At 62.8% G+C, this 24357-nt stretch carries 26 protein-coding genes; 11 read left to right on the top strand and 15 right to left on the bottom strand.

The window, feature by feature from the left end; translation table 11 throughout:
- Positions 1–21 precede the first annotated feature (21 nt).
- Positions 22–1284, top strand: a complete 1263-nt coding sequence (locus NIM87_RS13885; RefSeq protein WP_254675294.1) for an RNA polymerase sigma factor — start codon at positions 22–24, stop codon at positions 1282–1284.
- A gap of 11 nt (positions 1285–1295) precedes the next feature.
- Here NIM87_RS13885 and NIM87_RS13880 read toward each other — a convergent pair whose 3' ends face one another.
- The 3 genes from NIM87_RS13880 to NIM87_RS13870 form a co-directional block, all read right to left on the bottom strand.
- Positions 1296–1664, bottom strand: coding sequence for a response regulator (locus NIM87_RS13880; protein ID WP_254675293.1), 369 nt, complete (start codon positions 1662–1664; stop codon positions 1296–1298).
- Between the two features lie 139 nt (positions 1665–1803).
- Positions 1804–2478 carry a histidine phosphotransferase ChpT gene (gene chpT / locus NIM87_RS13875; RefSeq protein ID WP_254675292.1) on the bottom strand — a complete coding sequence of 225 codons (675 nt, stop codon included), beginning with the start codon at positions 2476–2478 and terminating at the stop codon, positions 1804–1806.
- A gap of 83 nt (positions 2479–2561) precedes the next feature.
- Positions 2562–3029, bottom strand: coding sequence for a YHS domain-containing (seleno)protein (locus tag NIM87_RS13870; protein WP_254675291.1), 468 nt, complete (start codon positions 3027–3029; stop codon positions 2562–2564).
- Between the two features lie 124 nt (positions 3030–3153).
- Here NIM87_RS13870 and NIM87_RS13865 point away from each other — a divergent pair, with 124 nt between their 5' ends.
- The gene (locus tag NIM87_RS13865) at positions 3154–3723 is read left to right on the top strand and encodes a DUF1134 domain-containing protein (protein ID WP_254675290.1); all 570 of its coding nucleotides are present in this window, start codon (positions 3154–3156) and stop codon (positions 3721–3723) included.
- A 270-nt stretch (positions 3724–3993) separates the two neighbouring features.
- Complete coding sequence (locus NIM87_RS13860) at positions 3994–5163, top strand: coiled-coil domain-containing protein (RefSeq protein WP_254675289.1); 1170 nt, start codon at positions 3994–3996, stop codon at positions 5161–5163.
- A gap of 90 nt (positions 5164–5253) precedes the next feature.
- Here NIM87_RS13860 and NIM87_RS13855 read toward each other — a convergent pair whose 3' ends face one another.
- Positions 5254–5601, bottom strand: a complete 348-nt coding sequence (locus tag NIM87_RS13855) for a DUF6476 family protein (protein ID WP_254675288.1) — start codon at positions 5599–5601, stop codon at positions 5254–5256.
- On the opposite strand from NIM87_RS13855, the gene NIM87_RS13850 reads away from it, so the two are divergent.
- Complete coding sequence (locus tag NIM87_RS13850; protein ID WP_408640079.1) at positions 5600–6631, top strand: RluA family pseudouridine synthase; 1032 nt, start codon at positions 5600–5602, stop codon at positions 6629–6631. The two genes, NIM87_RS13855 and NIM87_RS13850, sit on opposite strands and share 2 nt — an antisense overlap.
- Here the strand turns inward: NIM87_RS13850 and NIM87_RS13845 are convergent.
- Entirely contained in the window at positions 6615–7709 is a 1095-nt protein-coding gene (locus NIM87_RS13845) for a zinc-binding metallopeptidase family protein (protein ID WP_254675287.1), read from the bottom strand. The two genes, NIM87_RS13850 and NIM87_RS13845, sit on opposite strands and share 17 nt — an antisense overlap.
- A gap of 108 nt (positions 7710–7817) precedes the next feature.
- Here NIM87_RS13845 and NIM87_RS13840 point away from each other — a divergent pair, with 108 nt between their 5' ends.
- From NIM87_RS13840 to NIM87_RS13830, 3 genes are read left to right on the top strand one after another with little or no spacing between them, the layout of a single operon-like run.
- A complete protein-coding gene (locus tag NIM87_RS13840) occupies positions 7818–8012 on the top strand; it encodes a DUF2934 domain-containing protein (RefSeq protein ID WP_254675286.1) in 195 nt (64 codons plus the stop codon).
- 53 nt (positions 8013–8065) lie between these two features.
- The gene (locus NIM87_RS13835; protein WP_254675285.1) at positions 8066–8527 is read left to right on the top strand and encodes a P-loop nucleotide/nucleoside kinase family protein; all 462 of its coding nucleotides are present in this window, start codon (positions 8066–8068) and stop codon (positions 8525–8527) included.
- Positions 8528–8587: 60 nt separating this feature from the next.
- On the top strand, positions 8588–9085 hold the full coding sequence (locus tag NIM87_RS13830) for a DUF305 domain-containing protein (RefSeq protein ID WP_254675284.1): 498 nt from the start codon (positions 8588–8590) through the stop codon (positions 9083–9085).
- Here NIM87_RS13830 and flhA read toward each other — a convergent pair.
- The 6 genes from flhA to fliF are packed head-to-tail and all read right to left on the bottom strand — an operon-like array spanning position 9082 to position 16325.
- Positions 9082–11202, bottom strand: coding sequence for a flagellar biosynthesis protein FlhA (flhA, locus tag NIM87_RS13825; protein ID WP_254675283.1), 2121 nt, complete (start codon positions 11200–11202; stop codon positions 9082–9084). The genes NIM87_RS13830 and flhA overlap by 4 nt on opposite strands.
- Before the next feature lie 16 nt (positions 11203–11218).
- Positions 11219–12586, bottom strand: a complete 1368-nt coding sequence (flbD, locus tag NIM87_RS13820) for a sigma-54-dependent transcriptional regulator FlbD (RefSeq protein WP_254675282.1) — start codon at positions 12584–12586, stop codon at positions 11219–11221.
- A 14-nt stretch (positions 12587–12600) separates the two neighbouring features.
- A complete protein-coding gene (gene fliN, locus NIM87_RS13815) occupies positions 12601–12891 on the bottom strand; it encodes a flagellar motor switch protein FliN (RefSeq protein ID WP_254675507.1) in 291 nt (96 codons plus the stop codon).
- A 50-nt stretch (positions 12892–12941) separates the two neighbouring features.
- The gene (locus NIM87_RS13810; RefSeq protein ID WP_254675281.1) at positions 12942–13598 is read right to left on the bottom strand and encodes a FliH/SctL family protein; all 657 of its coding nucleotides are present in this window, start codon (positions 13596–13598) and stop codon (positions 12942–12944) included.
- A gap of 4 nt (positions 13599–13602) precedes the next feature.
- The gene (gene fliG / locus NIM87_RS13805) at positions 13603–14637 is read right to left on the bottom strand and encodes a flagellar motor switch protein FliG (RefSeq protein ID WP_254675506.1); all 1035 of its coding nucleotides are present in this window, start codon (positions 14635–14637) and stop codon (positions 13603–13605) included.
- A gap of 53 nt (positions 14638–14690) precedes the next feature.
- Complete coding sequence (gene fliF, locus NIM87_RS13800) at positions 14691–16325, bottom strand: flagellar basal-body MS-ring/collar protein FliF (RefSeq protein WP_332017525.1); 1635 nt, start codon at positions 16323–16325, stop codon at positions 14691–14693.
- Positions 16326–16481: 156 nt separating this feature from the next.
- Here fliF and NIM87_RS13795 point away from each other — a divergent pair, with 156 nt between their 5' ends.
- Positions 16482–17102, top strand: a complete 621-nt coding sequence (locus NIM87_RS13795) for a glutathione S-transferase family protein (RefSeq protein WP_254675280.1) — start codon at positions 16482–16484, stop codon at positions 17100–17102.
- 81 nt (positions 17103–17183) lie between these two features.
- On the opposite strand, the gene sciP is transcribed toward NIM87_RS13795, so the two are convergent.
- The 3 genes from sciP to NIM87_RS18740 all read right to left on the bottom strand — a co-directional run bounded on the left by sciP (position 17184) and on the right by NIM87_RS18740 (position 20032).
- A complete protein-coding gene (gene sciP, locus NIM87_RS13790) occupies positions 17184–17462 on the bottom strand; it encodes a CtrA inhibitor SciP (protein WP_035085775.1) in 279 nt (92 codons plus the stop codon).
- Between the two features lie 185 nt (positions 17463–17647).
- Positions 17648–18355 (bottom strand): flagellar hook assembly protein FlgD, encoded by a 708-nt coding sequence (locus NIM87_RS13785; RefSeq protein WP_254675279.1) that lies wholly within the window; start codon positions 18353–18355, stop codon positions 17648–17650.
- A 12-nt stretch (positions 18356–18367) separates the two neighbouring features.
- Positions 18368–20032 (bottom strand): flagellar hook-length control protein FliK, encoded by a 1665-nt coding sequence (locus NIM87_RS18740; RefSeq protein ID WP_254675278.1) that lies wholly within the window; start codon positions 20030–20032, stop codon positions 18368–18370.
- Positions 20033–20290: 258 nt separating this feature from the next.
- Between NIM87_RS18740 and mnmA the strand changes: the two genes are divergently transcribed.
- A complete protein-coding gene (mnmA, locus tag NIM87_RS13775; protein WP_254675277.1) occupies positions 20291–21442 on the top strand; it encodes a tRNA 2-thiouridine(34) synthase MnmA in 1152 nt (383 codons plus the stop codon).
- Here mnmA and NIM87_RS13770 read toward each other — a convergent pair.
- Positions 21439–21624, bottom strand: a complete 186-nt coding sequence (locus tag NIM87_RS13770; protein ID WP_254675276.1) for a hypothetical protein — start codon at positions 21622–21624, stop codon at positions 21439–21441. The two genes, mnmA and NIM87_RS13770, sit on opposite strands and share 4 nt — an antisense overlap.
- Positions 21625–21735: 111 nt before the next feature.
- On the opposite strand from NIM87_RS13770, the gene NIM87_RS13765 reads away from it, so the two are divergent.
- Both NIM87_RS13765 and NIM87_RS13760 read left to right on the top strand, forming a co-directional pair.
- Positions 21736–22290 carry an RNA polymerase sigma factor gene (locus NIM87_RS13765; RefSeq protein ID WP_254675504.1) on the top strand — a complete coding sequence of 185 codons (555 nt, stop codon included), beginning with the start codon at positions 21736–21738 and terminating at the stop codon, positions 22288–22290.
- Entirely contained in the window at positions 22287–24287 is a 2001-nt protein-coding gene (locus tag NIM87_RS13760) for a vWA domain-containing protein (RefSeq protein ID WP_254675275.1), read from the top strand. Before NIM87_RS13765 ends, NIM87_RS13760 begins: the two co-directional genes overlap by 4 nt.
- Positions 24288–24357 lie beyond the last annotated feature (70 nt).

The raw sequence follows: 24357 nt of genomic DNA, 5'->3' as shown, positions 1-24357 counted from the left end.
GCGTTCGGGAGATAGCGCAGTATGAACAGTCGCACGGAGACCGACCGCGCTATCACCACCGTGTGGCGATTGGAACAGGCGCGGGTCATCGCGGGCCTGACGCGCATGGTGCGGGACATTTCACTGGCCGAAGAGCTGGCGCAGGAAGCGCTGATGGCGGCACTGCGCAGTTGGCCGGATACCGGCGTTCCCCGCAATCCTGGCGCCTGGCTGATGCAGGCTGGTAAGCGCAAGGCCATCGACTATTTTCGCCATCGCAAGATGGCGGCAGGCAAGCTTGAAGAAGTCGGCCGCCTCCTCGACGAGGAAACGCCAGACACCGAAACCGCGCTGCATGAACAATTGGACGACGAGGTCGGTGATGACCTCTTGCGTCTGATCTTTACCTCCTGCCACCCGGTGCTGCCGCCCGAAAGCCGGGTGGCGCTGACCTTGCGACTGATCGGCGGGCTCACCACCGAGGAGATCGCCCGGGCGTTTCTGGCCAATGACACGACCATCGGCCAGCGCATTGTGCGGGCCAAGCGCGCCATTGCCGATGCCGGCGTGCCCTTCGAAGTGCCACGAGGGGCAGACCGCGAAGCGCGGGTCGCGTCGGTGCTGGGTGTTCTCTATCTCATCTTCAATGAGGGGTATTCGGCCACGGCGGGCGAAGACTGGATGCGGCCCCAACTTTGCGAGGAGGCCATGCGCATGGGGCGCATCCTCGTCACGCTGATGCCCGAGGAATCCGAGGTTCACGGCCTTTTGGCGCTGATGGAATTGCAGCACTCGCGTGCCGGCGCCCGCGTGAATGCCAAGGGGGAGCCGGTGCTGCTGCCTGACCAGAACCGGGCCCTTTGGGACCAGATGCTGATCCGCCGCGGTCTTGACGGGCTGGCGCGCGCTCAGAGCCTGGGGGGCATTGCCGGGCCATACACCTTGCAGGCCGCCATCGCGGCCTGCCATGGGCGGGCACGCAAGGCAGAGGACACCGAATGGGGGCAGATCGCGGCCCTTTATGGGTTGCTCAATCAGGTTACCCCATCGCCGGTCATCGAGCTCAATCGGGCCGTAGCCGTGTCGATGGCCGAGGGGCCGGCGGCGGCGCTGCCGCTGGTCGATGCGCTCGCGGCTGGCCTGACGCTCGAAGGCTATCATCTGCTGTACGGTGTGCGGGGCGATCTGTTGCGCAAACTCGGCCGCCATGACGAAGCCAATGCCGATTTCCGCAAGGCAGCGGAACTGACCCGCAATGCGCGCGAAAAGGCATTCCTGCTCGGAAGGGCAGAGGAAGTGGTTTAGCGCTCGCCCGATCAGGCCGCCGCAGCTTTGTCCTGAAACTTTGAGATCAGCACCGACTGATCGAAGGGCTTCATCATATAGTCGTCGGCACCGGCCTTGAGGGCCATGGCGATGGCGCCAATGTCGTTCTCGACAGTGCAATAGATGACGCGGGGTTTTTCACCGCCGACATAGGCGCGCAGCAGCTTGAGAAATTCCAGCCCGCTCATGATCGGCATGTTCCAATCGAGCAGAATGGCGTCAGGCATTTCCTGACGGCATTTGTCGATGGCTTCCTGGCCGTCTTCTGCCTCATCCACGATATAGTCGAGATCTTCCAGGATGCGGCGGGCAACTTTGCGCACCACGCTGGAATCATCGACTATCAGGCAGCTGCGCATGATTTGGCCCTGGAGGTTGAGACGCTGAGATGACTATGCCGTCCAATAGGTTGGCGAAAGGTTAGCGCGCCTCTCCCAAAATGCCGTTTCAGGCAATTGGGACATACGGAAATATCCCATAGCGATAGGTGTTTAAGCGCTATTCCGCGGCGGGTTTGGCCTTGGGCGTGGCGGTGAAGAAGAACATCTCGTTTTCGAGCCCGATGTCGAGATCCATGTCGGTCATGCGCGCCAGCAGGCCCGTGTAGAAGGGCTGGATACCCCGGGCATCCACCGAGCCTTCCTCGGGCATGCCAGAGAGAAGGCCTGCCGAGCCGGAGGGAACCAGTGTCTTCTGGCGCTTCTCCGGGTCGCTCTTGGAGGTGAATTCGAATTTCTCTTCGCCGGCCGCACCGGTGATCGAGGCGGTCACCACCCCGCCGCGCGGCACTGACCCGGCGGCGATCAGCAGCATGTTCATGAACAGCTTGGCCTTGTGCTTGGGCAAAAGGATCAGCGGTGCGTTCCATTCCAGGTCCGCCTTTTCCACCTCGAACAGGATGCGGGCGACGCGCTCGCATTCGCGGGTGTCGATATCGGTGCCGGCGGTGGATGAGGCGCCATAGGCGAGGCGGGCGAATTCGAGCTTGGCGCGGCTCTGCCGGGCGGCGCTGGCGATCAGGTCGCGTGCGCCCTCGGCCATTTCGCCCTGGGCGGGGTCGGCGAGCACTTCCAGGCCATTGCCGATGGCACCAATGGGATTGATGAGATCGTGGCAGACCCGCGAGCACAACATGGCGGCCAGATCGGTTGCCTTGAGCTCAATGATATCCATGGTGCAGGTCTCCGTAGGCGCCATTCGGCGGAAAATGGGGCAAGAATCAGTAAGGGGACAATAATGCGCCGCGCCGGCCCGGACTACCGGGTCGAGAGCGTTTTGGACAGGCGCTGCCAGTGCTCTTCACCGGCAATGGCAGCGGCGTCGGGCGATAGCAAAAAAGCCTCGCGGTTGGACGCGGAGTAGAACAGGTAGAGCCGCTGCTTGAAGACGGTGAAGATCTGGGGGTCGGAGTCAGAGACAAAGCCGCGCGACATGCTCATGGCGCCATGGCCTCCGTAGCGAGGGGCGTAGATCTCGGGGTGGCGGCGAAAAACCTCCAGATTTGCCGCATTGGCAAACAGGAACGGCGCACCCATCCAGGTGAATTCATGGTCGGGGTGGCCCGGCAGGGGAGCGCTTTCGGTGAAATAGGATACCGGGTCCATGCCGTTCATCGCCAGGCCGGTCAGCGGGTCGGTCTGCACATAGGTAATGATGGACTGGGCCCCTGCCGGAACAATCATGGCCGGACCGAGCCCGAAAAGCGTCAAAACAAGGGCGATCATGGTTAAGATTTGTTTAGAGGTTTGCTTCATGATTGGCCCAAATGATCGCCATGCCATGGTCCCAGACTAGGGCCGCAGACCTTAAGGTCTTCGTAAAGTGCGCGGTCGCTACGGGAGAATTGCCATGATCAAGCGCCTTGCCCAGCTTGCCGCCCTGTGTGTCGGCCTATTGGCGTTCACCGCGCCGGCTTTCGCGCAGGGGTCGTTGAGCGACACGTTTTCGGGAGAAGAACTGGTCGACAATGGCCGCGAGTTCTTTGGATCAGCCGCCCAGGGTCTGGCTTCGGTGGTCGAGCGGGCGGTGAGCCAATATGGACAGCCCAATGGCTATATCCTTGGCGAGGAAGCGGGTGGCGCGCTGTTTATCGGCGCCAAATATGGCGAGGGCACGCTTTATACCCGCAACGCGGGACAGTTTTCGATTTTCTGGCAGGGTCCGAGCATTGGCCTTGATGTCGGCGGCGATGGCTCCAAGGTCATGATGCTGGTCTACAATCTCTCCACCATCCAGGACATTCTGGGGCGCTATCCGGGGGTCGACGGCTCGGCCTATGTCATCGGCGGGGTCGGCATGACCGTGACCAAGCGCGGCAATGTGGTTGTGGTGCCGATCCGTTCGGGTGTTGGCGCCCGGCTGGGGATCAATGTGGGCTATCTCAATTTCACCAGTGAGCCCACCTGGAACCCCTTCTGATCCAAAGGCGCGGGTCCTTTTACTTGTCTCACACGAGGCCGTCCGCTTGAGTGCGGGCGGCCTCTGACTTTTCATGGGCCAGCTCGACCCGTAAAAGTGAAGACCAATCGCCCTCAAACCGGGCGGGGTGTTTGGCCGATGTCGTGACGGCGTCGCTCAAACCCGTTAGGGTTAACAAGTGCCAAAGATGGTCTCACCTCATCTTTGCTGCCAAAACGAAAACGGGAAAGTCCCAAGGCGGATGCTGTGGCGCCGCCGGAGGCAGAGTCGATGCTGATCGAGAACGTCATGTATTTTGCATTGGGCCTGCTGGTGGCAGGGCTGGTGGCGCTCATCATCATGCCGGCCGTCTGGAAGCGCGCCGTGCGGCTGACCAAGCGGCGTATCGAAGCCGCTACCCCCATTACCATGGCCGAATTCCGCGCCGACAAGGATCAGTTGCGCGCCGAGTTCGCACTCTCGACCCGCCGGCTGGAAATGAATGTCGAGGCGCTGCGCAAGCGCCTGGCCGAACAGCTGAGCGACGTCAATCAGAAGCGCACCGATCTTGGCGCGCTCAAGGCTGAGCGGGAAAGCCATCTCCGCGTCGTGCGCGAGCTGGAGGCCCGCGAGGTTGAATTGCGCGCACGCATTCTCGAGCTTGAAAAGGAAGGTGCCGATCTGGGCAATCGCCTGCGCAAGCGCGACCGCGAGCTGGAGACGCGCGCTGGGGAAATCGAAACCTTGCGCAATAGCCTGCGCGGCGGGCTGGCCAAGGCCACGCGCGTCGATGGCGTGGCGCTATCGGGCGATTATGAAGGCGATATCGATCAGCTGACAACGGCTCTTGCCATTGAGCGCAAGCGGGCGGCCTTTCTCGAAGATCAGGCGCGGAGCCTGATTGATCGGCTGGAAAATTCGGACCGCCGCAGTTCTGAGGCGAGCTCGGCCATTGCCCAGATGCGCGATGCCCTGGCCGGCCGCGAAGCCCAGCGTGAAGAGGATGCCGAAAACCTGGTGGCGGCGGAGGCCCGCATTGCCAGCGCCGAAAACCGGCTCAATGCCCTATTGGCTGAAACCAGCCAGATGGTGGAAAAGAGCGAAGGACGGGTCGAGCAGCTGCTGGCTGACAAGCTGTCGATGGAAGACGAGCTCGAAAACCTGCGCGCCAAGGTCGGCAATGTCGAAGCCAGTATCATGGCCGATTGGGAGACCGAGCGGTTCGAGGAAGCCCACCTGCGCGAAAAGCTCAATGACATAGCCGCCAGCGTCAGTCGGCTGGTCTATGCGGTTGATCACGAGGCTCCGGCCAACGCGCAGCCCGAGGAAAGCCTTTTCGACCGGGTGCAGCGCTTTGCCGATGATGGCGAAGGGATCGACATTCTGCCCACGCCCGCCAATAGCCAGCGCGGCACCGTGTCGGACCGCCTCGCGGCGCTCAAGGAAATCCAGGGGCGTTAGACCGGGGCCTGCACTTTGACATTCCAGCGGCGTGCGTGGTCCCAATCACTGCTCCGCCCTCGGGCAGTTGCAGTTGGATAAAGGCCGCGCCTACTCGGTGCCGATCTGCACGCTGCGGACCAGTTCCCCGGAGCCCGCATCAAAGACGTTGAGCATGGTTGCGCCGCCGGCCCGGAATGTCACCTGAATGGTGCCATCGGTGTTGAGCGCCGAGATCACGTCGGCGCCGGCCGGAAGGGCGACACTTTCGGCAATTGCGGCGGGTGGGCTGTCGCGCATGACGCGATAGACAAGCGCAACACCAATCGCCATAAAGCCCAGCAACAGAATGCCCATCGACACCGCGAACGAGCGGCGGGCTTTTCCCAGCATGACCACTGCTTCGGGCGACAATTCAGTGTCGGCGGCATTGGGCACATTTGGTTCAGGATTGCTCATGGCGGAAGATACCGATTTCGAGTTTGAGGGCGAGCCCATTGAAGTTGTGGTCGATGCCACCATGGATGGTGGCCGGCTCGATGCGATGCTGGCAAAGGCGCACGACGCTCTGAGCCGCAGCCGCATCAAGGATCTGATCCTGTCCGGTGCCGTTGCGGTAAACGGCAAGACAATTGCCGAACCCAAATACCGGCTCAAGGCTGGCGAGACAATCGTGCTTGTCGCCCCACCCCCGGAAGATCCCGATCCGCAGCCTGAAAACATCCCGCTCGATATCCTTTTCGAGGACGAGCACTTGATCGTTATCAACAAGCCGGTGGGCATGGTGGTGCATCCGGCGCCCGGTTCACCCACGGGCACGCTGGTCAATGCACTCATCTATCATTGCGGCGATAGCCTCAAGGGGATTGGCGGGGTCAAGCGGCCTGGCATCGTCCATCGGCTCGACAAGGATACCTCGGGTGTCATGGTCGCGGCCAAAACCGACCAGGCGCACAAGCATCTGAGTGCGCAGTTTGCCGATCATGGGCGCACCGGGCCGCTGCATCGGGCCTATATCGCCTATGCCTGGGGTTCGACCCAATCAGGCATGGGCACGGTCGATGCGCCACTGGGGCGCGATCCGGGCAACCGCCTCAAGCAGGCGGTGCTCAAGAGCGGCCGCGACGCGATCACCCATTATGCGGTCGAAGCGCGCTTCAAGGGCGAAGGCTGGGATGTCACCCGCATCCAGTGCCAGCTTGAGACCGGCCGCACCCACCAGATCCGCGTGCATATGGCCCATATCGGCCACCCGCTGGTGTCCGACCTGCTCTATGCGCCGGGCTTTGCCACCAAGGTCAACAAGTTGCCGCCCGAACTGGCCGAGGCGATCCTGGCCTTGGGGCGGCAAGCGCTGCATGCCGCCGAGTTGGGCTTTGAACACCCCGCCAGCGGCGAGGAAATGATGTTCCAGGCCGATCTGCCCGATGATCTGCAGGCGCTTGAAGACGCCTTGGCGCCCTATAACCAGGTCAGTGGGCGCGGCTGAGCGTATCGAGCTGGCTGAGCGCCGGTGCCTGATGCACCAGCGTGTTGATGAAGGCGAGCTTGTCGATGACGCCGGGGGTCAACACGAAGGGATAGGCATCGGCCTGTCCAACGGCGCGATTGAGATTGTTGATCAGGCTGGCGAGCGGCACCCAGTCCTCGATGATCAGGGCCATGTCGGGCGCCATATAGGGGTCAAAGGTCATGGGCGGGATGTTCAGGTGCTCGTCGCCAGTCTGCGGCCGCGCCCGCACGCCAAAGGCGGCGGCCATTTCGAGCGTGTCGATGATGTGCAGGTAATGCGCGAAGGTCTCGGCGAAATCTTCCCAGGGGTGGGCCGTGGCATAGGCGCTGATATGGGTCTGTGACCAGCCCTGCGGTGCACCATTGGCGTAATAGCCTTCCAGCGCCTGCCCATAATCGACGCGCTCATCGCCAAAGAGGGCGCGGAATTGCCCCTCGAAGGGTTGCCCGGCCACCAGCAGATCCCAGAAATGGTGCCCGATCTCGTGGCGAAAGTGACCCAGGAGAGTTCGATAGGGCTCGTTCATGCTGGTGCGGCGATATTCGCGTTCGGCGTCATCGGCCTCTGAGAGGGCAATGGTGATCGTGCCGGTGTCGTGACCGGTCATTACCCGCTCCTTGGCGCCGCTGTCGTCCGCCAGGAAACGAAAAGCCAGACCGTGATCAGGGTCCTCGTCGCGAGTGCGCAGGGGCAGGCCGAGCCGGATCAGCGCGTAAAACAGCCGTTTCTTGGCGCGCTCGATGGTTTGCCAGCGCCCGAGATTGGCTGGATCGGCAATTGGGGGGATAGTCTCATTGTGGCGGCAGGCGGCGCAAAAAATGTCTCCACCCGGCGTCTCGGCAACCAGCCAATTGCAGGCGCCATGCTGGGCATTGGCGCAGAAAATGAACCGCTCACTTGGCCGGGCGGGGCTGGTCCAGGCGCCATTGTCATCATCGAGCGACAGCAGCGCGCCATGGTCCGGGGCGTAGCCCAGCGTATGGCCGCAACGTTCGCAGGTGGCGTTCTCGAAATAGACCGTGTTGCCACAATGGTCGCAGGAAAACAGTTTCATCGGCCGCCCCTTTGTACAGGATCATAATGCGGCCGGTCACAGGCTTGTTCCAGCGGCAACCGGGCCATGATCCGTGCGTTTTGTGGGGGCAAGCAGGAGGACGAGGACATGCAGACCATCGATCAGGAAAAAATCCGCGACCGGGCGTTCCAGCTTTGGGACCGTGCCGGCCAGCCCGAGGGCCGTGAACAGGAGTTCTGGTATCAGGCAGAGCGCGAAATGGCGGAAGAGGACGAAGTCGATTCGTCCCGGGACAATGCCAGGGTGGACCTGCCGCCCGTGGTGCCGGGCGGACTGGGCTAGAAGCGCTTCGCCAATCCCGTCATAGTCGCCCGCCATGCCAGGGAGGGCGAGCAGTGGCCGCAACGCTTCATATTGTGACCGGCCTGCCCGGGGTCGGCAAATCCACATGCGCCGCGGCGCTAGAAGCGTCGAGCGGGGCCGTGCGCATGGAGCCGGACGGCTGGATGAGTGAACTCAAGCTCGACCTCTGGGACGAGGATCGGCGCTTTACCATCGAGACCATGCAATGGCGGCTGAGCCGGCGGTTTCTGGCCGCTGGGGTGAGCGTCATTATTGAATGGGGCACCTGGGGACGCGAGGAGCGTTTGCGCCTTGCGGGAGAAGCCAGGGCCCTGGGCGCCCGCACCGAGCTTTATTGGCTCACTGCGCCGCTTGAGGTCATGCGTGCGCGCATTGCCGCTCGGGGGCGGGAAAATCCACCGATCACGCTTGAGCATATCGAGGGATGGGTGGGTCTCTTTCAGGCGCCCGATGCCGCAGAGCTGGCGGCCTATGACGCGGTCCATCGCGATTGAGCGGCGCGAACCCAACACGGCCTTGTTGCGTTGCCCCTCAAACGCAAGGAAGGATTTGTCATGAGCTATCTTCGTTTTGGCGCCATGATCGCTGCATCGACCGTCATCATGTATGGGCTGATGTATCTCAATACCTATCAGCTGGATCACGTGTTCTACAGCCAGACCCGGCTATGGATGGCGCTGTTGATGGGCGCGGTCATGGCCGTGGTGATGCTGGGGTTCATGTGGTCCATGTACAAGAACCGCGCGGCCAATCTGGCGATCCTTGCGGGTGCGGTGGTGGTCTTTGCCGGCTCGTTGTTCCTGGTGCGCAGCCAGGCGCTGGTGGGCGACGTGGATTATATGCGGGCAATGATCCCGCACCACTCCATCGCCATTCTCACCAGCTCCCACGCCAATATCCGCGACCCGCGCGTGCGCGAATTGGCCGATCAGATCATTGAGGCACAGGTGCGCGAAATTGGGGAAATGAAGACGCTGATTTCCGATCTCGAAGCAAATCCGCCAGGGGAAGGGGCGCCGATGTTGCCGTCCCGCCAGACCTCCGAACCCTAGACACTCCCGACTGTCTTGAGCCTGATGCGCGGATGCACTTCGTTCTGGCTCATCACCACCGTCTGCGGGCGGAAGCGTTCGATGATGGAGCGAACATGTGGGCGGATCGAAGGCGAGGTGATCAGCACCGGCAGTTCGCCCTGCTGGGCGGCGCGCTCGAAGGCCGATTGCACGGCGCCGATGAATTGCTGCAGCTTGCTCGGCGCCATGGCGAGGTGACGGTTTTCGCCATCGCCGGCCATGGCCTCGGCGAAATCGCGCTCCCATTGGGGCGACAGGGTCAGTAGCGGCAGATTGCCGTCGTGTCCCAGATTGGCGGCGCAGATCTGGCGGGCGAGGCGCGCGCGGACATGTTCGGTAATGGTGGCAATTGAGCGCCCACTGCCGGCGATCTCGGCAACGGCCTCGAGAATGGACGACAGGTCGCGGATCGAGATGCGCTCGGTCAGCAACGATTGCAGCACCCGCTGCAAGCCGGACACGGTGATCTGGCTGGGCACCAGATCTTCGACCAGCTTTTGCTGGTCCTTGGGCAGGCCCGAGAGCAATGTCTGCACATTGGCATAGCTCAGGAGGTCGGCCACATTGGCCTTGAGCACTTCGGTCAGATGCGTCGAAATGACGGTCGACGGATCGATAATCGAGAGACCGCGGAGCTCGGCTTCGTCGCGCAATGCCGCTTCGATCCAGGTTGCGGGCAGGCCGAAAGTGGGCTCGGTGGTGTGGTTGCCCGGCAGGTCGATGGGGTTGCCATAGGGGTCCATGACCATGAGCTGATTGGCGTAGATCTGGCCTGTGCCGGCTTCGACTTCCTTGATGCGAACCTTATAGTCATTGGGCTCGAGCTGCATGTTGTCGAGAATGCGCACCGGCGGCATGACAAAGCCCAGTTCCAGCGCCAGCTGGCGGCGCAGCGCCTTGATTTGCTCGGTGAGGCGGTCGGTGCCCGTCTCGTCTTCCTTGACCAGGCTCAGCAGCCCATAACCCAGTTCGAGCTTGAGATCGTCGATCTTGAGGCTGTCGGTAATAGGCGGTTCGCTCGGCATGGGCGGCGGGGCCGATTTGGCGATTTCCTGGGCGTGTTCCACGCCCTGGCGCACGGCCTTGGACTTGGTGGCCCGATAGGCGGCATAGCCGACGCCACCGGCCAGCGCAATGAAGGGCACAAAGGGCATGCCCGGCAGGAAGGCCAGCGCGCCCATGACCGCGGCAGACATGCCCAGGGCACGCGGATAGCCGGTGAACTGGGAAGACAGGGCCTTGTCGGCGGCGCCGGTAACACCGGATTTTGACACCAGGATACCGGCGGCGGTCGAAACGATCAGTGCCGGGATCTGGCTGACGAGGCCGTCCCCGATGGTGAGCAGGGTATAGTTATTGGCGGCTTCCTGGAAACCCAGGCCCTGCTGCATCATGCCGATCAGCATGCCGGCAGAAACATTGATGAAGGTGATGATCAGGCCGGCGATGGCGTCACCGCGCACGAATTTGGACGCGCCGTCCATATTACCGAAAAAGGCGCTTTCGCCTTCAAGATCGGCGCGGCGCTTCTTGGCAGTGTCTTCGTCGATGAGGCCTGCCGAAAGGTCCGCATCGATGGCCATCTGCTTGCCGGGCATGGCGTCGAGGCTGAAGCGCGCGGCGACTTCGGCGATACGGCCCGAGCCCTTGGTGATGACGATGAAATTGACGATCACGAGGATGATGAAGACGACAATACCGATGACGAAATTGCCAGCCGTAACAAAGCTGCCAAAAGCCTCGATGACGTTGCCCGCGGCGCTGGTGCCCTCATGGCCTTCGGACAGGATCAGCCTTGTTGTCGCCAGGTTGAGACCCAGCCGCAGCATGGTGGCGATCAGCAGCACCGTAGGGAAGGACGAGAATTCGAGTGGCTTCTGGATGAACAGCGAGGTCATCAGGATCATGACCGAGAAGACAATCGAGATGGCCAGCAGCATGTCCACCAGGATAGCGGGCATGGGGACGATGAGGATGACAATCAGCCCCATCACGCCGGTTGCGAGCGCTATGTCGCCCGAGCGCAGCGTGTTCAGCACTGTGGCAAAGCTGGGAAGCTTGAAGCCGGTGCCGGGACTGTTGGGGATATCGGTCATCTAGTGTGTATCGATCCTATGCCGCGCCGCGCTTTTCGCCCGGTTCGGGCACCGGCACGCCTTCATCGGAATATTGGTTGAGCTTGTTGCGCAGCGTGCGGATCGAGATGCCCAGGATATTGGCGGCGTGGGTTCGGTTGCCCAGCGTATGGTCAAGGGTATCGAGAATAAGGTCGCGCTCCACATCGGCCACGGTGCGGCCGACGAGGGCCCGGTTCATGGCTTCTGCGGTCTGGGCCAGTTGGGCCGCCGGCGAAGCGGCACGGGCAGCTTCGGCAAGGCCCATGCCGTCGGGCAGCACGATGGCGTCGGGGCCGATGATGTCGCCGGAGGACAGCAATACGGCGCGGTGGAGGGTATTTTCCAGTTCGCGCACATTGCCCGGCCAGGGCGCCTTGACCAGGGCATCGCGGGCTTCCGCCGAGAGGGTGCGCGGCGGCAGGCCATTGGCCTTGGCGTATTTGGCGACGAAGTGCTCGGAGAGGGCAACGATGTCGCCGGGGCGTTCGCGCAGCGCCGGAAGTTTCAGGTTGACGACATTGAGGCGGAACAGCAGATCCTCGCGGAAGCTGCCTTCGCGCACGGCCTCGTTGAGGTTGCGGTTGGAGGTGGCGAGGATACGGATATCCACTGCCACTGGCTTGGTGCCGCCGACCCGGTCGATGACGCGTTCCTGAATGGCCCGCAGCAGTTTGGCTTGCAGACGCACGTCCATTTCGGAGATTTCGTCGAGCAGCAGGGTGCCACCCGAGGCTTCCTCGAACTTGCCGATGCGGCGAGCAATGGCGCCGGTGAAGGCACCCTTCTCGTGCCCGAACAATTCGCTTTCGAGCAGGGCTTCGGGAATGGCAGCGCAGTTGATCGAGATGAACGGCTTATGGGCGCGCTTGGAGCGGGCGTGGACGTGCTTGGCAATGACTTCCTTGCCGGTGCCGCTCTCGCCGGTGATGAGGATCGAGGCTGCCGAGCCGGCGATCTGCTCGGCCATGCGGACCACGCGTTCCATGGCGGGGTCGCGATAGAGGAAATCCGTGCTTTCACGCGCGACGGCGGCGATGACTGCGGCAATCAGCTCGGCATCGGGCGGCAGCGGGATATATTCCTTGGCCCCGGCGCGGATGGCGTTGACGGCGGCGGCGGCATTGGTCTCGATGCCGCAGGCGACCACGGGAATGGCAATGCGCTCGGCCTCGAGCCCGGCGATCAGCCCGGCAATGTCCATCATCACATCGACCAGCAGCAGGTCGGCACCCTTGCCGGCGCGCAACGAGGCCAGGGCGATCTCGATGGAGGGCGCGTGAGCGACCTTGGCGCCGCCATCCATGGCCATCTTTGTCGCGGTGGAGAGCTGGCCTTCGAGAGCCCCGATGATGAGCAGGCGCATGATCTTGGCTTCCCTTACTGCGGCTTGATGATTTCGGTCATGGTGACGCCGAGCCGGTCTTCGACCAGCACGATTTCACCACGCGCGACGAGGCGGTCATTGATGAAGATTTCAACCGCTTCGCCTACCTGGCGGTCGAGTTCGATGACCGTTCCGGTGTCGAGCTTGAGCAGATCGGATACCGGCATCTTGGTTCGGCCCAGCACGACCGAAACGCGGACCGGCACGTCGAACACGGCTTCGAGGTCGGCGGCGGAGCGCTCGATATAGCCCTGGCCGCGCGGTTCGCGGCTGGGGGCATCCATCTCGTCGAAGGTCAGCCCCTCAGCGGAGGTGATGTCGTCTTCGGGATCGGTCATGAACCGTTCTCCTTGTGCTGTCCGCCGCGGCGGGAAGCGAGATAAGTGGCAATTTGCTGGTCGATCTGGCGGGAGGTGTCGGCAATGTCGCGCACCAGTCCCCCATCGACCCATTCCAGCCGGCCGTCACCGAGCCGGAGTTCGGGGTCGCCCATGACCACCAGACGGCCGGCGAACCCGGCATGAGCCATCTGGGCGGTGGCGGCGTCGCGGATGGCGTCCGCCAGATCCGGGTGGCAGCGGATCACCAGATGCGGCACGCCGCTCAGGCTGGGCAGGCATTCGGCGACCAGGGCTTCGAGTTCTCCCAGGGGAAAGCGCGCCACCAGATGCAGCGCCAGCTTGCGACCGACGCTGAGCGCCAGTTCGACCGCTTGCTGGTGGTGATCCTGGCGGGCGCGGTCGAGCGCCGAGGCCATATGGCTCGACTGGGTAGCAATGCTCCCGGCCGCAGCGGCGATGGTCTGGGCGGCCATGGAGGCAGCGTTCTGCTCGCCGGCCTTTAGACCCTCGGCATAGGCCTCCTCGCGAGCATTGGCGATGAGCTGGGCCACGACATCCTCGGGGATGGTGGGCACCGGTGGTGGCGCGGCCTTGCGAACCCCATGGCTTTCAAGGTTCAGATCGAAGGTGAAGCGTGCGGGACTGGCCATGGCGCTACGCAATCATCTGATCGTCGGATTTGGTCTTGAGGATGATGATGTCACCCTTGGCGGCCAGATCCTTGGCGGTGGCGACCATGCGGGTCTGGGCCTCGTCCACATCCTTCAAGCGCACCGGACCCATGCCCTGCATGTCGTCCTGCAGCAGCTTGGCCGCGCGGCTCGACATATTGGTGAAGAAGGATTCCTTGACCTGATCATTGGCTCCCTTGAGGGCAAGGGCCAGATCGCGCTTGTCGAGCTTGCTGAGCAGGGTCTGGATGGCCGACATATCGAGCTTGGCCAGGTCCTCGAAGGTGAACATGAGCTGTTTGATACGCTCGGCGTCGTCGCGATTGACCTCTTCGAGCGTGGTGATGAAGCGCGCTTCGGTCTGCCGGTCAAAGGAGTTGAAAATCTCGGCCATCTGCTCGTGGCTGTCGCGGCGCTTGGTGTGATTGAGCGTCGACATGAATTCGGTCCTGAGGGTCATCTCGATCTTTTCGAGAATTTCCTTTTGCACCGGGTCGAGCCCAAGCATGCGCTGCACCACGTCCATGGCCAGTTCCTCGGGCAGCACGGCGAGCACTTTGGAGGCATGCTCGGTGGCGATCTTGGAGAGCACTACGGCGATGGTCTGGGGATATTCGTTCTTGAGGTAGGCCGCCAGGACGTCGGCCTGCACGTTGGAGAGCTTCTCCCACATGTTGCGACCGGCCGGACCGCGGATTTCCTCCATGATCGCATCGACCTTGTCGGCGGGCAGGAAGGAGAGCAGCAGGCGTTCGGTCGAATCAGTATTGCCCGAGAGCGAGCCATTGGACGAGACGCTGGTGACAAATTCGATCATCAGGTCGTCGAGCATTTCCTGGGTAATCGGCCCCAGGCGCACCATGGCGCGCGAGAGTTGCTTGACCTCGAGTTCGTCCAGTTCGTCGAAGATGGGCCGGCCATAGTCGGGGCCCAGCGCCAGCAACAGGGCTGCGGCCTTCTCGTCGCCCTTGAGGACGCGCTGCTCGGCGGTGGCGCCGATCTGCAATTGCGCGCCCATTGCCCCGGGGAGGGCGGTGTCGTCCTTGGATTGGGATACCAGTGCCATTGCCGTTACGCCGCGCTACCAAGCCAGTCGCGCACGATGAGCGCGGCCTGCTTGGGGTTTTCTTCGACCAGCGTGCCCACGGTCTTGAGCGTCTGCAGCTGGGTTTCGCCCATGGACTTGGCATTGGTGACCCAGGCCGGGGTCTTGTCGCGGGGTGCCACGACTTCTTCCTCGGCCATGATCTGGCCATCGGGGCCCAAAACACCATGATGGCCGAGTTCGGCGGCGGAGGGCAGGGCGAGGGGCGCGGTTTCCGGGGTCAGGGCGCGCTTCAAGAGCGGGCGCATGACGAAGAAGACCAGGGCCAGGGCGATGAGCAGGGTGACAGCCATTTCGGCGCCGTTCATCAGGTCGTCGCGGGTGAAGTCGAGCAGACCGGCTTCCGCATCGGTGCCGATGGGCGCCAGGTCCGGGCGTTCGGCAAACTGCATGTTGACCACTTCGACGCTGTCGCCGCGTTCCGCCGAATAGCCAACTGCCGAGCGCACCAGCGTCAGGATCTGGGCGATATCGTCGGCGGAGCGGGCCGAGTAGGTCACATTGCCTGCGCCATCGTCGGTATAGACACCGTCCACCACCACGGCGACCGACAGGCGCTTGACCGAGCCAGCTTCCATGACGGCGGTTTGGGTGGTCTTGGAAATCTCGTAGTTGACGACTTCCTCGCTCGACGTCCCCTGGTCGGTGATGCCGGCTGCGCCATTGTTCTGGCTGGCCCCGGGCAGTTCATTGGCGACCGTCACCTGGCCATTGGCGCCGCCCGTCAGGTTCTCGCTTTCGCGGGTTTGGGTGGACCGAACGACCTGGCTCTCCGGGTCAAAGGTTTCCTGGGTAGTGGTCGAGCGGTTGAAGTCGAGTTCGGCGGCGACTTCGACGCGGGCACGTCCGGCGCCGACGACATTGGCCAGCATGTCCTCGACACGGGTGCGCAGGCGGTTTTCAAAACCCAGGGTGCGCTCGTCATTCTGGCCCGACATGACGCCGGCCACATCCTCGCCTGTACCCGAGGCCAGAAGATTGCCCTGATCATCGACGATGGAGACACTGCTGGGGGTCAGGCCTTCAATGGCCGAAGCGACCATGTGCTGGATGGCGCGGATTTCGCCGTTGGAGAGTTCGCCGCGCACCGAAAGCACGATGGAGGCGGAAGGATCCTTGCGTTCGCGACGGAACAACTCGCGTTCCGGCAGGACCAGATGCACCCGGGCGCTCTTGATTCGGGTCAGTGAACCGATGGTGCGGGCCAGTTCGCCCTCGAGCGCGCGCAAGTTATTGATGTTCTGGACGAAGCTGGTGGCGCCCAGGGTCGACTGCTGGTCGAAGATCTCGTAGCCGACCTGGCCGCGGGTGGGCAGACCTTCGCCGGCCAGGGTCATGCGCAGCGTCGTGATCTGGTCGCGCGGTACCAGGATAGTGTCGCCGTCGCCACGTAACTCATAGGGAATGTTGAGGGTTTGCAGCTCGGTCAGGATTGCCGAGGAGTCTTCAAGGCTGAGGCCCGAATAGAGCGGCGCCAGGTTGGGGGACTGGGAGCGCAGGATCAGGAAGCCAAAGAAGCCGAGCATCAGCACCGCGACGATGACCATTGCGGCTATGCGCGGCAGGCCGATCCGGTTGATGAGATTGGTTAGACTTTCCACGCCGCCACTCTGGTCCTATTCATAGCGGTCGATGGTGCCCCCAAGACCGATGGGCAAAAATTACCTAGTGGATGGTAAACAATGTATTAACCGACTGTCGCAACATGCGATTTGGGGCAAGAAGTGCCGGGTTAAGTTAACAAGGGATGTATCGAAATGGTGCTGGTGCTGGGGCGGGTGACCTCGATCAATGTGCGCAAGGTGCTCTGGGCACTCGACGAGCTGGGAGTGGCCTATACGCGAGAAGACTGGGGCCTGCCCAATCGCGATCCTCGCGTCCCCGAGTTTCTGGCGCTCAATCCCAATGCCACTGTTCCAGTGCTGATCGAGGAAGACGGCTCATCGTTGTGGGAGAGCAATGCGCTGCTGATCTACCTCGCTCAGACACGCGGCGCACTCTTGCCCAGGGAACGGCACGAGTTGGGGCTGGCGCTGCAATGGCTGAGCTGGCAGGCCACAGAGCTCAATGCGCCCTGGGGCTATGCCGTCATGGGCCTGCTGCGCAAAATGCCTGGCTTTGACGACCCGCAGAAAATCGCCGATTCCACGACGCGCTGGACCGCCAAGATGGATATTCTGGAAGCAGAACTGGCCAGGGGACGCCCCTATATCGCGGGTGACGATTTTTCGATTGCCGACATTGCCATCGGCCTGTCCTGCCATCGCTGGTTCATGACGCCTTTCGACAAGAAGCCGATGCCGGCGGCGAAGGCCTATTACCAGCGTTTGCTGGAACGGCCGGCCGGAGCGCGCTGGATGCCGCAGGATTATGGCTGAGCGGCAGCAAAAGGCACAAACCCGCCGGATCGCTCCGACGGGTTTGATTGTTTGGCACCAAAATCCTTTAAAGAGAAGGCCTCAGCCTTCCCGGTAGTGCTGGATCCAGGTGGTCCTGAGTCCGGCAAGGCCATGCTTATCGATGGCAGCCTGCCAGTTAAGGAATTCATCCACGCTGAGCGTATAACGCTCGCATGCTTCTTCGAGGCTGAGCAGGCCACCGCGCACAGCGGCAACCACTTCGGCCTTCCGGCGGATGACCCACCGTCTCGTATTGGCAGGCGGAAGGTCCGCAATGGTTAGCGGGCTGCCGTCTGGGCCAATAACGTACTTCACGCGAGGACGCATCTGTACGGTCATTTTACTCTCTACTCAAACCTGACCATATGAGGAGAGAGTAGGGCAGTGGGCTTAAAATACCCCTAAGGGGAAACTTACAACAGGTTAAGAAACGCCAGCCGTTTCAATCAATTGCGACCGAGTACAAAACAGTGCGGCGACCCCTTGCGAGGCCGCCGCTGGTGCCGGGAAATTGGAGCGCGTGATCAGCTCTGGGTATTGTCGGGGTCGGTGGTGTCGCCGCCACCGGTGCTGTCGACCAGTTTGATACTGGTGACATCGGACAGTGCGATCTTGTTCTTGCCCACGGTAAGCATGGGCTCGGAGCCGGAGAAGTCGACGGCGGTGACAATGCCGACCGAGGACGTGGACACCTTGACCGTATTGCCGGCCAGGTTCGTGCCCTTGATATCGATGGTATAGACGCCATCGGGCTGTTTGCTTCCATCAGTGCCCATGCCGTCCCAGAGGAAGGCGCCGGGCCCTGCATTGAGGGAGCCGCCTTCACTATAAACGACCTGCCCCGAGGCATTCTTGATGGCTACGCTGGCATTGGCCACGTTGGATTCAGCGTTGTAGGCCCAATATGCACCGCCGTCCTTGAGTTCGGCCGTTTCGCCCGATGCGGTCACTTCCTTGCCGATATAGGAGACGGCATCGGCGCGGTAACCGGTCTGGGTGTTGAGCAGCAGGGCCTCGAGGAACTCATTGGTCTTGAGTTGCTGTTCGACGCCGGTGAACTGCACCAATTGCTGGGTGAACTGGTTGGTGTCGAGCGGATCGAGCGGGTTCTGGTTCTTGAGCTGCGTGGTCAGGATCGACAGGAAGGTGTCGAAATTGTCCGCAATGGTGGCGCGTGACGAAGCATTCTTCGATGCGGGGGTGCTTGCTCCTGTAACGCCATCAACAGCCATGAAACCTACTCCTTACGCGATAATGTTGACGCCGCTGGCCTGCAGGGCCCCGCGGTAAAGATTGACCATGGGCGGGGTCTCTTCGGCCTCGCCATTGCCCAGGCCATTGTCATTGGCGTTCAGGCCGCCATTGGTGCCGTTCTGGCCTTTGCCCTCGCCCATCTGGCCCTGCTGGCCGGCAAACGGGTTCTGCTTGAGTGAAAATTCGAGATTGGTCTTGGCGCTATCGAGCCCCGCCTGTTGCAGGGCGCGCTCCAGTCCGCGCTGGTCGCGCTGCATCAGGTCCAGGGTCTCGGATTTTTCCACCATTAGCCGGGCACTGACCTGGCCGGATTGATCGATGTCGAGCCGCACGTCGATGCGCCCAAGCTCTGGCGGATCGAGCCGGATCTGGAAGCGGGTATTGCCATCCTGCACTTGGCGGGCCAGCTCGAAGGCCAGTTGCGGCAGGTTGAGCTGCTGCTGGCTGGTCTGGTAGCCGGCCTGGATGATGCGTGGATTGGCGGCTGCGTCGACGCGCGCCCCTGTTGCCTGCTGGGCGCTGGCGTCAGCGGTGGGGGTGGGATTGCCCGATGCGTCAGCCGCGGCGGGCGCTGACGGGGGGGTGAACGAGCGGGCTTCGCGTGGCGCCTGTTCGGCGCGGTCGCGGCCACGATCATCGGCGGAGGAATCGCCGGCGTCGTTTTGCTGTCCACCGGCATCGGCCGGGTCGCTCGCGGGGCGCGGGGCGGCCGCAAGCGTCTCGGGCGCATCGGCTGGCGTCGTCTGGCCTGCCAGCACCGGCTCGGTCAGCTTGAGCGCCGGGGCCGACAGTATGGGTTCATCGGGGACATTTGTGGCCTGCGCGCTGAGGCCGGCGGTAAAGCGGCTCAGCGCGGCCTCGATTTCTGCATCCAGCGGTTCGCCCGGGGTCATGCCCAGCGCTGCCAGCTTTTCGGCCGACACCTGGCCGTCTTCGAGAGCCGCCAAAAGGGCCGCGAGCTTGTCGCCAAGAGCCTTCAACTGGGCACTGGCGGCGCCGGCAGCTGCGGCCTGTTCGGCGTCGGTCGCCGGCTGGGCGGTGTCCAGCGAGGTGGCCAGGGGCATCAGCAATTGGGTTAGCACGCCGGCCAGGCCAGTTTCGTCGGTGCCGGTGGTTTCAAGCAGGGCCGCGAAATCCTCGGGCACGTCGAGCGTATCAAGGTCGAGATCAAGCGCTTCGGCGAGTTCGGAGAGGGCGGTTTCGACCTGTTCGAGCAGTTCCGAATCCAGGGGCTCGCCGTTATCGAGGCTGGCCTTGAGGGCGCTCAGCGCTTCGACAAAGTTGACCATGGCGGCGGGGTCGGCGGGGACCGTGCCGATAGCCGACGGGTCCACGGGCGCGGCGATCACGTCGGAATCGCCCGGCTCCGTCGAGCCGTCCCCGGTTTCGCCCCCGATGCCGTTCTGCAGGGCCAGCCGGAAAAGGCCCGCCAGTCCTTCACCGCTTTGGTGGCCGGGACGATCGGTGGTCAAACCGGCAGGGGCGGCCTCGGCAATGGTTGCGGCGTCCGCGCCCGACAAGAGCGCCGAAAACAGGCCCAGCAGGCCTTTGGGCTCCTTTGTCGCGTCCTGCACGCCTGTCTGTTGGCCGGCAAAGGCCTTGACCGAGGCGCTGGCGCCGCTGTTTCCGCTGATAATCGTCAGATGTGAAGCCACGTGGGCGCCCCTGAACAAAACACTCATCCGCTCCGTTCAATGCAAGAGCCTTGCCAAGTCGGGTCGGGCCGAAATGTCGTTCAAACTCAATGCGCTGGCGCGTTCTGGCATTTGCTTGTCCGGGCATGGAGTGGCCAGACCTGCCGGGCAGGCGGCAAAAGCTGCCGGGCGCGCGATGGACAGATGGGCCGGTGCAGCGTAAAACCGCGCCTCACAGTTTCCGCTGGCCCTTGAACCCACCCGGATACGAAAGAGAAGATGCTGAACTCGCTTGATATCGCCAAGCGCCCAGAGGACACGCGCGTCGTCGTCGCTATGTCCGGGGGCGTGGATTCCTCCGTTGTTGCCGGATTGCTCGCCCGCGAGGGTTATGAAGTGGTCGGGGTGACACTCCAGCTCTACGATCATGGCGAGGCCATTCATCGCAAGGGTGCCTGCTGCGCCGGGCAGGACATTCACGATGCGCGCCGCGTCGCGGCCACGCTGGGCATTCCCCATTACGTGCTCGACTACGAAGAGCGCTTCAAGAACGCCGTCATCGAGCCTTTTGCCAATGCCTATCAGCAGGGCGAAACGCCGGTGCCCTGCATTGCCTGCAACCAGTCGGTCAAATTCGTTGACCTGATGACGGTGGCGCGGGACCTGGGGGCCGATGTTCTGGCGACGGGGCATTATGTGCAGACCAAGCTCGGGGAGGATGGTCGCCGCCATCTGTTCCGCCCGGTCGATAATGATCGTGACCAGAGCTATTTCCTCTTTGCCACCACCCAGAGCCAGCTCGATTTCCTGCGCTTTCCGCTCGGCGGCATGGGCAAGGCCGAAGTGCGCCAGCATGCGCGCGACATGGGTCTGGAAATTGCCGAAAAGCACGATAGCCAGGACATCTGCTTTGTGCCGCAGGGCAAATACGCCGACATTATCGCCAGGATGCATCCCGAAGCCCTGGCCAAGGGCGAGATTGTCCATTTGGACGGTCGGGTGCTGGGCGAGCACGAGGGCATTGTCCACTACACCATCGGCCAGCGCAAAGGCCTGGGGGTCGCGGCGGGCGAACCGCTCTATGTCATCAAGCTCGAGCACAAGACCTGCCGGGTGATCGTCGGGCCGCGCGAGGCTCTAAAGACCCACACCGTGCGGTTGCGCGACGTCAATTGGCTCGGTGGCCTGCCCTTGGCCGAGGCCAGTGCCGGCAATGGCGCTCCGGTCGAGGTCAAGGTGCGCTCGACCCGCGGTCCGCAGCCGGCCGTAATCCAGATGCAGAACGGCGAGGTCTATGTGACGCTGGTCAGCGGCGAATACGGCATCTCGCCGGGCCAGGCCTGTGTGTTCTATGCCGATGACAGCGAAATGAGCGAAGTGCTCGGCGGCGGCTTCATTGCCGAAGCGGTGCCACAGGCGCTGGTGGCCTAGTCGCCGCTCAATTGCTCCGCCGTCGGCTCTCTTGCGGCATTGGCGGCTTCCTTTAGGGCGTTGTAGGACCCCAGCCCACCCATCATCATCGAGATGGTGATGACCAGCACCAGCGCGCCCATGGCAAGCAGGAACAGGCGGGTGCGGTTGAGCCCGAAGGGGCCGGGTTTCTGGTCGGTCATTGGCGGCTTTCCGGCACATAAAAAACTTTGGGCCAAACCAAAGGAATGGCGCGATCGGATCGTCTTACCTTGTAGAATAGCCCGGAGAGGCCCGTTTTGCATGCACAGATGATGGGACTGACCGCCGCACCCCCGCCGGACACGAGCGAAGCGCTGATTGCGGCGCTGGTGCTGCGCGCACGCCAGGGTGATGGTGCGGCCTTTGGCGCGCTGATTGCCGACCAGTATGAGCGCATCTATCGCGCCGCCTGGCGCTGGTGCGGCAATCGCGACGACGCCGAGGACATCGCCCAGGAGGTCTGCGTCAAGATTGGGCAGGGGATCAGCGCCTTTGATGGGCGCAGCGCCTTTTCGAGCTGGGTCTATCGCATCACGCTCAATGCCGTGCGCGACTGGCAGAGAGCCGGGGCGCGGCGCGGGCGGCAGGCCAGCGCCTTTGCCGAGGTCAGCCACACGGAAAGCGCCCCGGAGCAGGAAGCCTCCGCGACCTCTCGCCAGCTTTGGGACGCGGTCCGGCAATTGCCGGACAAGCAGCGCGATGCGGTGCTCCTGGTTTATGCCGAAGAGCTGAGCCATGCCGAGGCCGCCACGATCATGGGCATCAAGGAAGCGACCGTCTCGTTTCACGTTTACGAAGCCCGCAAGACCTTGAGGGGGCTATTATGAGCTTTCCTGACGACACCGATCCGTTCGAGAACCTGAAGTCCGGCGCCGTTCCGCCGCCGCGTGATGCTGCGCGACAGCAGGCCCTGCACGCTGCCCGCGTGGCCTTTGAGGCCGAAAACAAAAAAGCTGCCGAGGCCACCCAAGGAAATGCGCTTGGCCGCCGTCTCATCTCCATCATCACTTCCTTGAAAGGGATTTCGATCATGGACATGCGTCTTCCTGTCGGCACCGCCGCCATTGCCCTGCTTGTGCTGCCGCTGGGCTGGCAGCTTTACAGTTCCACGGCGCTGACGCCGGCGGACCGTGCGGCCACGCAGCTCGCCCAACCGCTGGAACAGGCGCCGGCCGATGCCGACATGACGCTGGCCGATGCCATTGCGCCTGCCCCCGAACCGATGATGCTCGAAGAAAGCGAGATAGGCCGCGTAGCCATGCCGTCAATCGCGGCGCCCATGGCGAGCAAATCCACCGCGCCGGCTGGCGGGATGGCGCTCGACAGTGCCGCCAATTTCGCCCCGCCCAGCCAGGTCACCCAGCCCAGCGGCGACGCGTTCGCCAGCTTCGCGGAACAGCGGCTCAAACTCGCCGCCGAGGAGCCGGTTTCGACCTTTTCGCTCGATGTTGATACCGCCAGCTATGCCTATACACGGCGCATGCTGGAGGACGGCTATCTGCCCGAGCGCGACGCGGTGCGTATCGAAGAGCTGATCAATTATTTCCCCTATGATTATCCGGCGGCGACCAGCGCCGAGGTGCCGTTCCAGCCAACGCTCTCGCTTTATCCAACGCCGTGGAATGCCAATACGCAGATCCTCCAGATCGGCATCAAGGGGTTCGAACCCGAGGCTGCCGCGACCAAAAGCAATCTGGTGTTTCTCATCGACACCTCCGGTTCGATGGATGAAGCCGACAAGCTGCCGCTTTTAAAGCGCGCCTTTGGCCTGTTGCTCGACCAGCTGTCGGGCGATGACACGGTCTCCATCGTCACTTATGCCGGTTCGGCCGGGGTGGCATTGCCGCCGACAAGTGCCGACCGGAAGGCAAGCATCATGGCGGCGCTTGACCAGCTTTATGCCGGTGGCAGCACGGCGGGCGCCGAGGGGATCGAACTGGCCTATCGGCTGGCAGGCGAAGCCCGGATCGCGGGCGGCACCAATCGGGTGATCCTTGCCACTGACGGCGATTTCAATGTCGGCATCAATGATCCCGAAGCGCTCAAGACCTTGATTGCCGACAAACGGCAGGACGGGATCAGCCTTTCGGTGCTCGGCTTCGGGCGCGGTAATCTTGATGACGCCACCATGCAGGCGCTGGCCCAGAACGGCAACGGCAATGCCAGCTACATTTCAAACTTTGCCGAAGCCAAAAAAGTGCTGGTCGAGGAAATCGGCGGCACGCTCCACACCATCGCCAAGGATGTCAAAATCCAGGTCGAGTTCAATCCGGCCCTGGTCAGCGAATATAGGCTCATCGGCTACGAAACCCGCGCGCTCAATCGTGAGGATTTCAACAATGACGCGGTTGATGCGGGAGATGTCGGCGCCGGCACAAGCGTGACCGCGCTTTACGAAATCACCCCGGTCGGCTCGGGCGCAGAGTTGGTCGATCCACTTCGTTATGGCCAAGCCGCGACGCCGACGGGAGGCGACGAAATCGCCTTCCTCAAGATGCGCTACAAGCTCCCCGATAGCGATGTCAGCCAATTGATCGAAACCCCGGTCACGGCCGATCTTGCCTATGGCGACATCGCCGATGCCGGTGTCGACGTCCAATTCGCCGCCGCGGTCGCCGCTTTCGGGCAAAAGCTCAAGGGCAGCGCCTATGGCACGGCCATGGATTGGGATGGCGTCGAGGCACTGGCCCAAGCCGGGCGCGGGGTGGACGAGGGCGGCTACCGTGCCGAGTTCATCCGATTGGTCGATATGGCGCGATTGCTGAAACCCGACACCCACACCGATGTGTGCGATGCCAGTGCGAGCGGGGATGAGTGCGAATAGGGAGCGCAGCGACACCTCTCCCTCTGGGGGAGAGGTCGGCCGCAGGCCGGGTGAGGGGGCCCTGTCTGGG

Origin of the sequence: Devosia ureilytica (assembly GCF_024273195.1) — a bacterium.
GTDB lineage: Bacteria > Pseudomonadota > Alphaproteobacteria > Rhizobiales > Devosiaceae > Devosia > Devosia ureilytica.
Note: the sequence above shows the minus strand (reverse complement) of the source record. Positions and strands in the feature narration are given on the sequence as shown.